Annotated in this window: 14 protein-coding genes; 5 read left to right on the top strand and 9 right to left on the bottom strand. The window is 74.0% G+C overall.

Annotated elements, in window-relative coordinates; translation table 11 throughout:
• Positions 1–29: 29 nt before the first annotated feature.
• Positions 30–995, top strand: a complete 966-nt coding sequence (locus BI06_RS14815) for a formylglycine-generating enzyme family protein (protein ID WP_043468531.1) — start codon at positions 30–32, stop codon at positions 993–995.
• Positions 996–1,025: 30 nt separating this feature from the next.
• Here the strand turns inward: BI06_RS14815 and BI06_RS14810 are convergent, their stop codons facing one another.
• The 6 genes from BI06_RS14810 to BI06_RS14785 form a co-directional block, all read right to left on the bottom strand.
• Entirely contained in the window at positions 1,026–1,346 is a 321-nt protein-coding gene (locus tag BI06_RS14810) for a multidrug efflux SMR transporter (RefSeq protein ID WP_030394916.1), read from the bottom strand.
• Between the two features lie 6 nt (positions 1,347–1,352).
• Positions 1,353–2,027 carry an HAD family phosphatase gene (locus BI06_RS14805; protein ID WP_030394915.1) on the bottom strand — a complete coding sequence of 225 codons (675 nt, stop codon included), beginning with the start codon at positions 2,025–2,027 and terminating at the stop codon, positions 1,353–1,355.
• Positions 2,028–2,129: 102 nt separating this feature from the next.
• On the bottom strand, positions 2,130–3,215 hold the full coding sequence (locus BI06_RS14800; protein WP_043468529.1) for an ABC transporter ATP-binding protein: 1,086 nt from the start codon (positions 3,213–3,215) through the stop codon (positions 2,130–2,132).
• 21 nt (positions 3,216–3,236) lie between these two features.
• Complete coding sequence (locus BI06_RS14795) at positions 3,237–4,097, bottom strand: ABC transporter permease (RefSeq protein ID WP_030394913.1); 861 nt, start codon at positions 4,095–4,097, stop codon at positions 3,237–3,239.
• Positions 4,085–5,053, bottom strand: a complete 969-nt coding sequence (locus BI06_RS14790; protein ID WP_030394912.1) for an ABC transporter permease subunit — start codon at positions 5,051–5,053, stop codon at positions 4,085–4,087. Before BI06_RS14790 ends, BI06_RS14795 begins: the two co-directional genes overlap by 13 nt.
• Before the next feature lie 65 nt (positions 5,054–5,118).
• Positions 5,119–6,288: an ABC transporter substrate-binding protein gene (locus BI06_RS14785; protein ID WP_030394911.1), complete on the bottom strand. Its 1,170-nt coding sequence runs from the start codon at positions 6,286–6,288 to the stop codon at positions 5,119–5,121.
• Positions 6,289–6,628: 340 nt separating this feature from the next.
• On the opposite strand from BI06_RS14785, the gene BI06_RS14780 reads away from it, so the two are divergent.
• Entirely contained in the window at positions 6,629–7,435 is an 807-nt protein-coding gene (locus tag BI06_RS14780) for a GntR family transcriptional regulator (protein WP_233290205.1), read from the top strand.
• 148 nt (positions 7,436–7,583) lie between these two features.
• Here the strand turns inward: BI06_RS14780 and BI06_RS14775 are convergent, their stop codons facing one another.
• The 3 genes from BI06_RS14775 to BI06_RS14765 form a co-directional block, all read right to left on the bottom strand.
• Positions 7,584–9,188, bottom strand: a complete 1,605-nt coding sequence (locus BI06_RS14775) for a phosphonate degradation HD-domain oxygenase (RefSeq protein ID WP_030394909.1) — start codon at positions 9,186–9,188, stop codon at positions 7,584–7,586.
• Positions 9,189–9,355: 167 nt separating this feature from the next.
• Positions 9,356–10,285 carry a hypothetical protein gene (locus tag BI06_RS14770; protein ID WP_043468527.1) on the bottom strand — a complete coding sequence of 310 codons (930 nt, stop codon included), beginning with the start codon at positions 10,283–10,285 and terminating at the stop codon, positions 9,356–9,358.
• 61 nt (positions 10,286–10,346) lie between these two features.
• Positions 10,347–11,447: an alanine--glyoxylate aminotransferase family protein gene (locus tag BI06_RS14765; RefSeq protein WP_043468525.1), complete on the bottom strand. Its 1,101-nt coding sequence runs from the start codon at positions 11,445–11,447 to the stop codon at positions 10,347–10,349.
• A gap of 99 nt (positions 11,448–11,546) precedes the next feature.
• Here BI06_RS14765 and BI06_RS14760 point away from each other — a divergent pair, with 99 nt between their 5' ends.
• The 3 genes from BI06_RS14760 to BI06_RS49480 form a co-directional block, all read left to right on the top strand.
• Positions 11,547–12,692 carry an amidohydrolase family protein gene (locus BI06_RS14760; RefSeq protein WP_043468523.1) on the top strand — a complete coding sequence of 382 codons (1,146 nt, stop codon included), beginning with the start codon at positions 11,547–11,549 and terminating at the stop codon, positions 12,690–12,692.
• A gap of 85 nt (positions 12,693–12,777) precedes the next feature.
• Entirely contained in the window at positions 12,778–13,455 is a 678-nt protein-coding gene (locus tag BI06_RS14755) for a uracil-DNA glycosylase (RefSeq protein WP_030394905.1), read from the top strand.
• Between the two features lie 150 nt (positions 13,456–13,605).
• On the top strand, positions 13,606–14,507 hold a 902-nt coding region (locus tag BI06_RS49480), incomplete at its 3' end, for an SCO1860 family LAETG-anchored protein (protein ID WP_158516433.1).

Here is a 14,507-nt window from a genome sequence, read left to right as displayed (position 1 = left end):
CGGGCCCCGACCGGACGAGGACCCCCCCCGTGTCGACCACCAAGCCCTGCTGCACCCCCGGCCGCGACGCCGCCGCCGCGGGCGCCGTCGCGCTGACGCTCGCCGCCCCGCCCCGGGGCTCGCGGGTCGCCCGGCAGCTGACCGGCCTGCCCGGCGGGCGCTTCCTGATGGGCACGGACGACCGGACCGGCTACCCCGCCGACGGCGAAGGCCCGGTCCGCGCCGTCGAGTTGAGCCCGTTCCGGATCGCGACGACCACGGTGACCAACGTCGCCTTCGCCACCTTCGTCAAGGCCACCGGCCACCGCACCGAGGCCGAGAGCTTCGGCTTCTCCTACGTCTTCGAGGGCTTCCTGGAGCCCGGACTCGCGGCCGCCTCACCGGCGGTGGCCGCGGTGCCGTGGTGGCGGGCGGTCGCGGGGGCGAGCTGGCGGGCGCCCGAGGGGCCGGGCTCCTCGGTCACCACCCGCCAGAACCATCCGGTGGTGCACGTCTCCTGGCACGACGCGCAGGCGTACTGCGCCTGGTCGGGCACCCGGCTGCCCACCGAGGCCGAGTGGGAGTACGCGGCCCGCGGCGGGCTGGAGCAGGCCCGCTACCCGTGGGGGGACGAACTCACCCCGGGCGGACGGCACCTGTGCAACATCTGGCAGGGCGTGTTCCCCACCCTGAACACGGCGGCCGACGGCCACCGGGGGACGGCCCCGGTGACGGCCTTCCGGCCGAACGGCTTCGGGCTGTACAACACCGTCGGCAATGTGTGGGAGTGGTGCGCCGACTGGTTCAGCCCGGACTTCCACCGCACCGGCCCGGGGCGGGAGCGGCGGCACGACCCCGTCGGCCCGCCGGACGGCACGGCCCGTGTCATGCGCGGCGGCTCCCACATGTGCCACGAGTCCTACTGCAACCGCTACCGGGTGGCGGCGCGCAGCTCGAACACACCGGACAGCTCGGCCGGCAACATCGGCTTCCGGGTGGCCGCCGACGCGGGGTGAACCGGCGTCGTCGGCCGTCGGGAACCGGGGTCAGTGCCCGCCCTTGAGGTTGAGCACCACCACGCCGACGATGACCAGGGCGAGGCCGATCCACTGCATCCGCCCCAGCGACTCGCCGAAGGCGACGACGCCGATGCCGGCCACGGCGGCGGTGCCGGCGCCCGACCAGACGGCGTAGGCGACCGAGACGGGTATGTGCTTGAGGGCGCGGCCGAGCAGGGCGAAGGACAGGACGTAGCCGATCGCCACGCCCACGCTCGGCCAGAGCCGGCTGAAGCCCTCGGTCAGCTTGAGGCAGCTGGTGGCACAGACTTCACTGATGATCGCCAGGGCGAGGAGTACGTAGGGCACGGAGCATTAAACCCCGGGCGCGGCGGTGAGCCGTCCGAGGAGGTCCAGGTCCGCGTGCTCCAGGCTGTCCAGCAGGGTGATCCGGGAGCCGTCGGGGATCGCGGTACCGGTGGAGGGGACGGCGAGCACGGCGCAGCCGGCGGCGGAGGCGGAGGCGACCCCGGTCGGGGTGTCCTCGACGGCGACGCAGACCGCCGGGTCCAGGCCGAGCCGGGCCGCGGCGGCGAGGTACGGGTCCGGGGCGGGCTTGGTGCGCGGGGTGTCCTCGGCGGCCAGGGTGACCGCGAACCAGTCCCGGCCGATGGTGCCCAGCACCATGTCGACCACCCGGCGGGGGGAGGCGGAGACCAGCGCGGTGGGCACCCGGGCGTCGCGCAGCTCGGCCAGCAGGGCGAGCGCGCCGGGGCGGGGGACGGTCTCGGCGGCGACCTTGCCGGCGAAGGAGTCGCCGAGCCGGTCGGCCAGCTCGGCCTCGCTGAGCGCGGTGCCGCTGACCCGGTGGAGGTGGGCGGCGGTGTGCTCGATCGCCCGGCCGAGCACCTCGGGCGCGTCGGCCTCGGTGAGCGGGTGGCGCAGTTCGTCGGCGAGCTCGGCGGCGGCTTCCCACCAGAGGTGCTCGGTGTCGACGAGGGTGCCGTCCATGTCGAAGAGGACGGCGGCGGGTGGGGGAGTTTCAGGCATGGCGGTACCTTCGGTGGTGCACGCGGAGGGTGGACGGGTCGGGACATGCGGTCCCGGCCCGGTGGGTGGGTGGTTCCCCCGGACCGGGCCGTCGGGTGCGGCTCAGACGGTACGCCGGTCGACCAGGACCGGGCGCTCCGGCAGGGTCAGCGCGGCGCGCGAGCCGACCGGCAGGCCGGCGGCGGCCTCGGTGGGCAGGTCGGCCTTGACCTCGGTGCCGTCGTTCAGGCGGACGGTGAGGCGGGTGACCGCGCCCAGGAAGGACGCCGAGACGACCAGGGCCACCCCGTGCTCGTCCGGGGTCAGCCGGACGTTCTCCGGGCGGACCAGCACCTGGAGCGAGCCGTCGGCGGGCAGCGCGCCGTCCACGGCGTGGCGGCGGCCGAGGACCTCGACGCCCTCGCCGGAGCGCTCGCAGGGGATGCGGCTCATGGTGCCGACGAACTCGGCGACGAAGGCGGTGGCCGGGCGGGCGTACAGCTCGGCGGGGGCGGCGCACTGCTCCAGCCGGCCGGACCGCAGCACGGCGACCCGGTCGGCCATCGACAGCGCCTCCTCCTGGTCGTGGGTGACGAACAGGGTGGTGATCCCCAGTTCCTGCTGGAGGCGGCGGATCTCCTCGCGCAGCGACAGCCGCACCTTGGCGTCCAGCGCGGACAGCGGCTCGTCGAGCAGCAGGACCCGCGGCTGCAGGGCGAGCGCGCGGGCGAGCGCGATGCGCTGCTGCTGGCCGCCGGACATCTGGTGCGGGTAGCGGCCGGCGTGCTGCGGCAGGCCGACCAGCTCCAGCAGCTCCTTGGCGCGCTTGATCCGCTCGGCCTTGCCGGCGCCGCGCATCCGCAGGCCGAAGGCGACGTTGTCGGCGGCGGTCAGGTGCGGGAACAGGCTGTAGGACTGGAACACCATGCCGGCGTCGCGCTTGTGCGCGGGGATCGCGGTGATGTCCTTGCCGTCGACCAGCACCTGGCCCGAGTCGTGCTGCTCGAAGCCGGCCAGGATGCGCAGCGCGGTGGTCTTGCCGCAGCCGGACGGGCCGAGCAGGGCGAGCAGCTCGCCGGGCCGGACGGTCAGGTCGAGGCCGTCCAGCGCGGTGGTGGCGCCGAAGGTGCGGCGCAGCGAGCGGAACTCGACGGTCGCGCTGCCGGTGGCGTGGGTGGCGCCGGTGACGGGGGAGATGGCCGTGGTCATGATGGGTGACTCCGGGGGGTTTCAGGAGGTGGCGGTCTTGGAGCCGCGCTGACGGCCGACGGAGGCCAGCAGGAGCAGCAGCAGCCAGGTGAGCAGCAGGCTGAGGATGGAGACCGCGACCGACATGTGGGCCTGGCTGTTTCCGACCGAGTAGATCCAGACCGGGAAGGGCTGGTACCCGAGGATCGAGGCGGCGGTGAACTCGCCGAGCACGAGGGCCAGGGTCAGGAAGGAGGCGTTGAGCAGCGCGCCGCGCAGGTTCGGCAGGACCACCGTGAACACCGCGCGCGGCCAGCTCGCGCCGCAGTTGCGGGCGGCCTCGACCAGGGTGCGGACGTCCACCGCGCGCAGGCCGGCGTCCAGGGAGCGGTAGGCGAGCGGCAGGGCCATCAGCACGTAGGCGATGACCAGCACCACCGGGAAGTCCGGGTCCTGGACGAACACGAAGGTCTGGAAGAACGGCGTGTCCATCAGGTAGTCCGGGCCCCAGCGGAGCACGCCGATCATGCCGGCGGTCAGGGCGACCGGGGGGACGACCAGCGGCAGGGTGCAGAGCACGTCGATCACCGGGCGCAGCCGGGGCGCGCCGAGCCGGACCGCGATCAGCGCCGGGACCAGCAGGAGCAGCAGCACCAGCACGGTGACGAGGGCGAGGCCGAGGGTCAGCCAGAGGCTGTCCAGGAAGCCGGGCGCGGAGAGCAGCCCGGTGTAGGCCTCGAAGGAGATGCCCTTGGGCTCGTCGATCGAGAACCAGGCGGAGGCCGCGAGCGGGACCACGAAGTACACGCCGGCGAGCAGCAGCACGGCGCCGCGCCACCAGCGCACCTTGGGCCGGCGGGTGGCCTGGCGGTGGGCGCGGGCGGGGGAGGTCAGCTGAGCCATCGGGCGCTCCGGCGCTGGAGGGGGAGGTACACGGCCATCACCAGGACGGCCACCACGATCATGTTGAGGCTGAGGGCGAGGGCGAGGTTGCCCTGGCCGACCAGCACGTTGCCGGAGAGCGCGTCGGCGATCGAGCGGCTGACCAGCGGGACGGTCGCGCCGACCATGGCGGCGGCCGTGGCGTAGGCGGCGAAGGCGCTGCCGAAGAGCAGGACGAAGCCGCCGAGCAGCGAGGGCAGCAGGATCGGCAGTGCGACGTGGCGCCAGTACTGGTAGGTGGTGGCGCGGTTGTTCTGCGCCGCCTCGCGCCACTGGACGCGCAGGCCGTCCAGCGCCGGGGTGATGGTGAGCACCATCAGCGGGATCAGGAAGTACAGGTAGACGATCGTCAGGCCGGTGAAGGTGTACAGCGACCAGCCGTGGTCGGTCAGGTGCAGCAGCCTGGTGATCTCGCCGGCGTTGCCGAGGGTGGCTACGAACGCGAAGGCGAGCGGCAGGCCGCCGAAGTTGGCGAGCACCCCGGAGGCGGTGAGCACCGCCTGGCGCAGCCAGCCCTGTCGGGAGGTGACGACCGCCTGGGCGAGCGGCAGGCCGATCAGGGTGGCGAGCAGGGCGGTCAGCGCGGAGAGCTTGAGGCTGCTCAGCATCGCGGTGAGGTAGGCGCCCTGGACGGAGGCCGTCACGTTGTCGAAGGTGAACTGCCCGGCACCGGTCTCCGCGTCGCTGGAGGTGGTGAACGCGCCGATCACGATGGCGACGGTGGGGAGACCGAAGCCGATCACGAAGAACAGCAGCAGCGGCAGGGTGGCGAGCCACGCGCCGCCGAGGCGGGCGAGCGGTCCGCGCCGCCGGGTGGGGGTGTGGGTGGTGCGTGCGGCGGTGCGCGACGCCCCCGCGCCGCCACCGGGTTCGGTGGCGGCGGGGGTGGTCGGCACCGGGGTGGGAGCCGTGGTCATGAGTGCCTTGTCTCAGCCGGATGAGTGGGGTCTCAGCCCGATGGGTGGTGCGTGACCGGGGTGGGTCAGCCCGCGATGGCCTTGGTCCAGTTCTCGGTGACGACCTTCTTGGCCGCGTTGATCTGGTCCACGGTCGGGAAGTTGGTGAACGGCTTCTCGACGGCCGGCAGCTTGGCGGCCGCGGCGGCGTCCAGGGTGCCGTCCTTCTTCAGGGCCTCGAAGGTGGCCGGGGTGGCGTAGCCGCCGAGGAAGAGGTTCTGGCCCTCGGCGCTGAAGAGGTACTCCTGCCACAGGCGCGCGGCGGCCGGGTGCGGGGCCCACTTGTTGATCGCCTGGTTGTAGAACTGGGCGTAGGAGCCGTCGACCGGGATGGAGACCTTCCAGTCGACACCCTTGTCCTTGAACTGGTCGCTGTAACCGGCGTTCAGGTAGGACCAGTCGATCGAGATCGGGGTCTCGCCCTTCTCGATGGTCGCCGGGGTCGACTCGACCGGGTTGAAGTTGCCCGACTGCTTCAGCTTGCCGAAGAAGTCGATGCCGGGCTGGATGTTGTCCAGCGAACCGCCGTTGGCGAGCGCGGCCGCGTAGACGCCGCCGAAGGCCGAGCCGGACTTGGTCGGGTTGCCGTTGAGGGCGACCTGGCCCTTGTACTCCGGCTTCAGCAGGTCGGCGAAGGTCTTCGGGCAGTTGGCGATCTTCTTGGCGTCGCAGCCGATGGAGATGTAGCCGCCGTAGTCGTTGACGCGGGCGCCGGTCGCGTCCTTCATGCTGTCCGGCACCTTGTCGAAGGTGGCGACCTTGTAGGGGGCGAGGATGCCGTCCTTGACCGCCTGCAGGGCGAAGGCGCTGCCCAGGTCGACCACGTCGGGGGCGCGGTCCTGGCCCTTGCGGGAGTTGATCGCGTTGATCTCGTCCTGGCTGGAGCCGTCCGGGTTCTCCTCCTCGACCTCCAGGCCGTACTTGGCCTTGAAGCCGTCGATGATCTTGCCGTAGTTCGCCCAGTCCCGGGGCAGCGTGATGACGTGCAGCTTGCCCTCCTTCTTGGCGGCGGCGACCAGGCCGTCCAGGCCGCCGAGGTCGGCGGCGGAGGTGGCGTCCTTGGCGTCCTTGGTACCGGCCTTGGCGGCGTCGCCGGCCTTGGCGGTCGAACCGGCGGAGCCGCAGGCGGTGAGGGAGAGCGCGGCGGCGGTCAGTACGGCCGCGAAGGCGGCGGCGCGGGCGCGGTGCACGGTCACGGGGAAGTCTCCTGTAAAGGGGGCGTACTGCGAGGGGGCGTTCGCGGGGGGTCCGCGGGCCTGCGTCTCGCGAAGGGCGGCGGGCCGGCCGGGTGAGAGGCCGATCGCGTCGTCCGAGTTGACTAGCCAACTTCGCTGACGGGGGTAAGTACGCCGGAGCCCGATGACGGGAAGGTGAACGGATGGCCCAGAACCGGGGTCGGCTGCGGGAACGGTCGAATCAGATCGCCGGCGGATGATCGCGGGAGTGCGATGCTTCGGGAGCGCAGCGGGATATGGTCGGGCTGTCCGCGCCGGTACGGGCTGCGCAGGACACCGCCCAGGAGGGACATTGACTGACGTGGCACTGGAGCCGGGGCGCCCCGAGAGCCGCCCGACCGGCGCCGCCGGGGCCGAGCGCACGTCCGGTTCGCTCTACCGCAAGGTCGCCGCCGACCTGCGCGAGGCGATCACCACCGGCGCGTTCGGCGAGGCCGGCCGACTGCCCGCCGAGGGCGCGCTCGCCGAGCAGTACGGCGTCTCGCGCGGCACCGTCCGGCAGGCCCTCGCCGTACTGCGCTCGGACGGACTGGTCACCTCGCGCCGGGGCACCCGCCGCGTCGTGCTCGGCACGGCCCGGGTGCAGAGCTTCTCCGAACTGCTCAGCTTCACGCACTGGGCCTACTCGATGGGCGAGGAGCCCGGCGGCATCCTGGACTCGCTGGTCCGCCGCCCGGCCGACGCCGCCGAGCGCGACCAGCTGCGCCTCGAACCGGGGGACGAGGTCTATGTGACGGTCCGGCTGCGCACCCTCTCCGGCAAGCCGGTGATGGTCGAGCGGACCATCTACCCGCCCCGGGTCGGCGAGATCGTCGCCGAGCTGCCGCCGGACGTGGTCTCGCACACCGAGGTGCTGCGCGAGCACGGCATCCTGTTCACCGATGCCGACCACACGATCGACATAGTCGCGGCCAACGCGGACGACGCCCGGTTGCTGGGCTGCCGGCGCGGCGGTCCGCTGCTGCGCGAGCGGCGCCGGACCACGGACCCGACCGGTACCCCGGTGGAGTGGTCCCAGGACCGCTACCTGCCCGGCACGGTGGCCTTCAGCATCCACAACTCGCTGGCCACGTCGGCACTTTCGCGGCACGCGCGGGAGAGCGACTGACCCGGGGACCGTCGCCGGTCCGCCGCATGCCGTATGCCGCACCGCTGTACTGCCGCACCGCTGCACCGCTGCACCGCTGCACCGCTGCACCGCTGCACCGCCGCACCGCTTCAACGGCGGTGCGGCGGTGCGTGGTTGACGGATCGGGTCAGCGCATCAGCGCGGCCAGCAGCGGCCGGAAGTGCGTGAAGTCCGGCGTCGCCGCGTCCGCCTCCTTGGCCTCGTCGTCCCAGCGGCGGACCGCCACCGCGTCCTCGGCGCCCGGGTGGGCGGCGAAGGCGGCGGCCTCCTGCTCGGACATCGGCCCGCCCTGCACCTGGAGGGTGTACTCCGAGGCCTCGGACAGCCGGGCCCGGTACTCCGGCTCGACCGCGCACAGGTAGCGCTTGGCGGCCACGTGCAGCCGGACCGGCTCGGTGACCTCCGGGCCGAACCAGCGGGCCAGCCAGTCCGCCCCGGTGTGGCTGTGCCGGTTGTCCCGGCCCTCCATCAGGTCCCGCCCGTGCAGGGTCCCGTGGCTGTGCTTGTCGAGCGAGAGATGACCGACGTCGTGCAGCAGCGCCGCCGCGACCAGGTGCGGGCCCGCGCCCGTCGCCTCGGCCAGCGCGCCGGCCTGCAGCATGTGCTCGGCCATGGTGACCGCCTCGCCCAGGTACTCCCCGGCGCCCTCGCCCTCGAACAGCGCGGCGAGTTCGTCCAGCGCGGCCGAACGGCGCTCCAGCACGGTCAGGGTGGAGGACAGCGAGTCCAGGTCGGCGTAGCAGCCCTGGAGGTGGCGGCGGCCGTCCTGGGCGAAGGCCGTCCGGGCGTGCAGCAGCCGGACGTTGTCGAAGATCAGGCAGTCCCCGCGGTCGAGCCGGAAGTCCAGCTGCAGCGCCGGGCGCAGGGTGATCGCGGCGAACGCCCGGTAGGCGGCGTAGAAGGCGTCCAGCTCCGCCGCCGGACCGCGCAGGGTCGCGATCGAGCGGTTGTTGAACCGCACCTCGCGGATCCGGCCCAGCGGGTCCACGTCGATCAGCGGCCGGTCGGCGCGCAGCTCGGTGCCCCGGTCGCGGAACACGAACGGCACCGGGGTGCGGGTCAGCACCGCGAAGTGCTCCGGCGCCTCGGCGCGCAGCAGCGCCGCCGCGTGGAAGCCGTCCACCAGGCCGGAGTCGCCGCCGGTGGCCGAGTTCTCCAGGCAGTGCAGCAGCTGGAGGGTGGGCACCGGGTCCCGGTACGGGTTGTCGGTGTGCGGGGTGATCGCGGCGCTGGTGAAGGCGAGGTTGTTCGGGTCCGGCTCGATCCGGACGTCGAACAGCTCGCCGTAGTTGGTGACCCGCACGTAGCCGAAGGTCTCCGCGACCGCCAGCACCTGGCGCTCCACCGCCGGGACGCCGCGCAGCACCGCGAAGCCGGAGCGGCGGACGGCGGCCAGTACGGCGGCCCGTGCGGCCGGGTCGGCCAGGTAGGTGTCCCAGTGGGCCTCCGGGAGGCCGGCCGCGAAGTCGGCGGCGGCCCACAGCTGCTTGCCGCTCTCGGTGCGGCCGTCCTCCCCGGCCTCCTCGGCCAGCCACCCTGCGGGGTAGCGCGAGCGGTGCCCGTCCGACCAGAGCACCTCCAGGTGGCCGTCCAGCTCGGCCCGCGCGGCGATCGCCAGGTCGTCCGGCAGGTCGGTGATCTGGAACAGCTTCTGCCCGTTGCGCGGGTCGCGGCACTCCGTGCAGGGGCAGTTGTCGCGCAGCCAGTACGGCGACAGCTCGGCGGTGGTCATGGTGTTCTCCTCGGCGGCCCGGCGGTGGGGGGTCAAAGTTGTACAGACAACTTCTCCGTCGCGCAGGAGCCTGCCCGGGGTCGGTGAGGTCCCGGTGCCGGGGGAGTGAACGGCTCGGGAACACTGCCCGGCCGGGAGCGCGTCACCCCGGCCGACGGCCCCCGCCGTCAGTGGTACGGGGACAGTCGACGGAACGCCCACCAGACGGCGAGCGGCGGGGTGGTGGCCGCGGCGAGGGCCAGCAGCCAGCCCACCGCGGTCGGCGGCCAGGCGTACACCACCAGCAGGTCGAGGCCGGCGCCCAGGGCCAGCAGCGCGGCGACCGGCAGGTGCAGTCCGGGGGCGAAGTCCCGCAGGCGGCCGACCGTCTCGCGCCCGGAGACCAGCGTGCCGGCGGCGAAGATCGAGCCGAGCAGGCCGAGGATCAGGATCCAGAGCCCGGCGATCCCGCTCATCGAGCCGTACTGGTGGGCGCGGGCGCCGAGTTCGAGGTCGTTCGCGGCGAACATCAGCGAGACCGAGTCCCCCGGCTCCGGCTCGTCGAGCGTCTCCACCCGGTCCAGGGTCAGCCGCCGGGGCTCGCCGTCCGACCACGGCACGGTCAGCACCATCGGCGCGCTCCAGACCTGGTGGTCGTTGACGTTGACGCCGGTGCGCCGGGGTGTGCCGAGCACCTCGGCTATCTCCACCGTGTACCGGCCGCCGCCCGCGCGCAGGACCCGCTGGGTCCAGCGGCCCTCGGCGCCGTCCGGGCCGACCGCCTGGGCCAGGGCGGCGGTCGGCCCGAGGGCCAGCGCGACGCCCAGCAGGGCGGCGGCGGTCCGGCCGGCCGGGCGCGGGGGGCGCTTGTCGGGGCCGCGCCGGAACTCCGAGCGCCGGATCCGCTCGCGCCGAGCCCGCTCCCGTCGGCGCGCCACCGCCGCGGCGGCCAGCCAGCCCAGGGCGCAGACCGTGGTCAGCAGCAGCGGCAGCAGTCGGGCCCGGGCCGACAGCGCCACCGCTTCCGGGCTCAACGCGGGCAGCAGCGCCCACACTTCGGTCACCAGGGCGCCGATCAGGGTCAGCCAACCGGTCGGTCTGGTCCATACCGTCGACATCCGCGCTCCCCCTGTCATCAAGATCGGAGCGCGAGCGTAGCGGGCCGGTGCGGCGGCCGGGTTACCGCTCCGAGGTGGACGCGGTCGCCCAGGCGGCGTCCGCCGCGGTGAGGGCGGGGGCGGCGTCCGCGCCGGTCGCGGTGGCGAGGGCGGTGAGGGTGGCGCGGACGGTGCCGAGGGCGGCGGCGGAGCCGTAGTGGTTCACCCGCAGCATCGAGGCGGCCAGCGCACCGCCGCCGGCCTGGACCGGGAGCGAGGCGTCCAGCCGCAGCAGTTCGCGGGCGAGGCCGGTGGCGCCCAGGCCGTCCGGGGTGCGCAGGGTGGTGGCGACCGGCGCGGCGTGCGCGTCGGCCGGGACGAAGGGGGAGAGCGTGCCGAGCGCCCGGACGCCCGCGCGGGTGGCGGCCGCGGCCGCGCGGTGGCGGGCGATCACGGTGTCCAGGCCGTCCGCCGCGATCCGGTCCAGGCAGGCGCCGAGCGCCAGCATCTCCAACTGCGCGGGCGCGTGCGGCAGGACGGTGCGCCCGGCGTCCGTCCAGCGCTCCTTCCAGTCCAGCAGCGAGAGGTAGGAGCGGCGCGGGGCGGCCGGGTTGGCGGCGATCCGCTCCCAGGCCCGCGCGGAGACCGAGACCGCCGAGACGCCGGCCGGGCCGCCCATCGCCTTCTGCCCGCCGATCACGCACAGGTCCACGCCCCAGGCGTCGGTCAGCAGCGGCTCGGCGGCCACCGAGGCGACCGCGTCCACCATCAGCAGCGCGCCGTGCTCGCGCACCACGGCGGCGATCTCGGCGACCGGGTTGGTGTTGCCGGTGGCGGCCTCGGCGTGCACCAGCGAGACCAAGTCGATCGCCGGCTCGGCGGCCAGGGCCTCGGCGACCTGCTCGGCGCTCACGGCGGTCTCGAACGGCACGGCCAGGTCGACCACCTTGGCGCCGCAGTCGCGCAGCCAGTTGCCGAAGGTCTGGCCGTAGGGGCCGGTGACGATGTTGAGCGCGGTCGAGCCCGGGTGCGCGGCGCTGCGGATCGCCGCCTCCAGCGGCAGCAGCGCCTCGCCCTGGGTGACGACGACGTCGGCGGTGGTGTGCAGCAGCGCGGCGACCTTGTCCTCGATCGCCGCGAACTCGGCGGCGGTGAGCGGGGGCAGGTCGAGGAAGGGGCTCACGGTCTCGGGGCCTTTCGCGGGGAGGGGCGGTGCCGGTCCGAACGAGTCTGCCTCACATTCGCCGCTCACAGGGAACGACGCCGTCGGTAGAGTGCCGCCATGAGCGATGGCGCGGTGCTGCACGTCCGTGGTCGGGTGCTGGTGGGGCCGGAGGACGTCCGGGACGAACTCTGGGTGGTCGACGGCCGGGTGACCTTCTCCCGGCCGACCGCCGTCGGGCTCGGCGCCGGCGCCGGGTCCGGGTCCGGGTCCGGGTCCGCTTCCGGGTCCCGGGACGTCCGGACGGTCGAGGGCTGGGTGCTGCCGGGACTGGTGGACGCGCACTGCCACGTCGGCCTGGACGCGCACGGCGCGGTCGACGCCGCCACCAGCGAGAAGCAGGCGATCACCGACCGCGACACCGGGACCCTGCTGATCCGCGACGCCGGCTCGGCCGCGGACACCCGCTGGATCGACGAGCGGGAGGATCTGCCGCGGATCATCCGGGCCGGCCGGCACATCGCCCGCACCCGCCGCTACATCCGCAACTACGCGCACGAGATCGAGCCGGGCGACCTCGCCGCCTACGTCCGGGCGGAGGCCCGGCGCGGCGACGGCTGGGTCAAGCTGGTCGGCGACTGGATCGACCGGGAGCACGGCGACCTCACCGCCTGCTGGCCCGGCGACGCGCTCGCCGAGGCGATCGCGGCGGCGCACGAGGAGGGCGCGCGGGTCACCGCGCACTGCTTCGCCGCCGAGTCGCTGCCGGACCTGCTGGCGGCCGGGATCGACTGCGTCGAGCACGCCACCGGGCTGACCGAGGAGCTGATCCCGGTGTTCGCCGAGCGCGGGGTGGCGATCGTCCCGACGCTCGTCAACATCGCCACCTTCCCGCAGCTGGCGGCCGGCGGCGAGGCCAAGTTCCCGGCCTGGGCGGCGCACATGCGCCGGCTGCACGAGCGCCGCTACGACACGGTGGGCGCCGCGCACGACGCGGGCATCCCGATCTACGTGGGCACGGACGCGGGCGGCTCGCTGGCCCACGGCCTGGTCGCGGAGGAGGTCGCCGAACTGGTGAAGGCCGGGCTGGACCCGGCCGAGGCGCTCTCGGCGGCGAGCTGGGGCGCGCGGGCCTGGCTGGGGCGGCCCGGTCTGGAGGAGGGCGCCCCGGCGGACTTCGTGGTGTACGCGGAGGACCCGCGCGCCGATGTCCGGGTGCTGGCCGATCCGCGGCTGGTGGTGCTGCGCGGCCGCCCGGTGGCCTGAGCGGGCGCACGGCCTCCGAGCCCGGTGCCGGGGGCCGGCGGTCGTGGTGCCGGGGCTGTCCGAGTAGGCCGATAGGGTTACGCCCATGGCACCGCGTCCACTGAATGAGATCGTCGAGCCCGGGTGGGCCACCGCGCTGGAGCCGGTGGCCGGGCGGGTCGCCGCGATGGGCGACTTCCTCCGCGCCGAGCTGGCCGCAGGCCGCACCTATCTGCCCTCCGGACCGAATGTGCTGCGCGCCTTCCAGCAGCCCTTCGCCGACGTCCGGGTGCTGATCGTCGGCCAGGACCCCTATCCGACGCCCGGTCACGCCGTCGGCCTCAGCTTCTCGGTGGGGGAGGACGTCCGTCCGATCCCGGCGAGTCTGATCAACATCTTCCAGGAGTACGGCAGCGACCTCGGCCTGCCGCAGCCGTCCAACGGCGACCTCACCCCGTGGACGCGGCAGGGCGTACTGCTGCTGAACCGTGCCCTGACCACCGCCCCGCGCAAGCCCGCCGCCCACCGGGGCAAGGGCTGGGAGGAGGTCACCGAGCAGGCGATCCGCGCCCTGACGGCGCGCGGCGGCCCGCTGGTGGCGATCCTCTGGGGCCGGGACGCGCGCAATCTGCGGCCGCTGCTGGGCGACATCCCGGCGATCGAGTCCGCGCACCCGAGCCCGTACTCGGCGAGCGGCGGTTTCTTCGGCTCCCGCCCGTTCAGCCGGGCCAACGAGCTGCTGGTCCAGCAGGGCGCCCAGCCCGTCGACTGGCGGCTGCCCTAGCCGGCTCGCGTGTCTTAGCAGACCCGCGTCATCCCCGAGCGTCAACATCACCCCAACGGGTGAAATGACTCTCTGTATGACTCATATGACGGATCGTTTGAGAAGACTGGCGGCTCATCCAATTCCTGTCGTTGGTCGTGGGGTACCGCCATGTCTTCTCGCTCTTCCCGCTCCTCTCGTTCCTCCAGCCGAATCGTTTCCGCAAGCGCCGCCGTCGCGGTCTGCACACTGCTCACCGTTCCGACCGCCACGGCGGCCCCGGGCGCTCCGGCCGCGCCGGGCGCCGGGGCCCCCGGTTCGCCGGGCAAGGCGCGCGCCGTCACCGCCGAACTCGACCTGGACGTCCGCCTGTTGAACAACGCCGTGGACGTCCCGGTGAACGTCTCGCTCAACAAGGTGGAGTCCCCGGCGCAGCGCGACGGCACCGTGCTCACCGCCAAGGTCGACGGCGTCGACCAGTCCGGACCGGTCACCCTGGTCAAGGCCGACGTCGGCAAGTCGGTGACCAGGACGGACGCCAAGGGCGCCACCGCCTCGGTCACCCTGGCCGACGCCGATGTGCACGCCCCGGGCCTGCCCGGGACCACCCTGCTGGGCCTGGAGGCGCTCACCGCCACCGCCACCTGTCCGGTCGACGGGCAGCCGACCGCCGACGTGGTGGCCCCCGCCAAGCTCACCGTGCTCGGCAAGTCCGTCACCGTCAGCCTCTACGGGCCGACCAAGGTGGATGTGCCGCTGGTCGGCAGCGTCTCGGTGGAGTTCTCCAAGAAGACCACCACCTCGACCACCGCCGCCGCCTCGGCGCTGGAGGTCCAGGTGGCGGTGGACCCGCTCAACCTCAATGTCGCCAAGGTGACCGGCACCATCAGGATCGCCTCGGTGAGCTGCGAGAAGCCGGTGCCGGCCACGCCCACCGCCACCCCCACCCCGGCGCCGACGCCCTCGGACGCCGCGCCGACCGTGACCCCGGCCGCCCAGCCCGTCGTGGACGTCACCCCCTCCGGCGCCCCGTCCGCCGCCCCCGGCACCGCCCGCGCCGCGGCCCCGCAGGC

This window comes from Kitasatospora sp. MBT66 (genome assembly GCF_000710405.2).
Taxonomy (GTDB): Bacteria; Actinomycetota; Actinomycetes; order Streptomycetales; family Streptomycetaceae; genus Kitasatospora; species Kitasatospora purpeofusca.
Note: the sequence above shows the minus strand (reverse complement) of the source record. Positions and strands in the feature narration are given on the sequence as shown.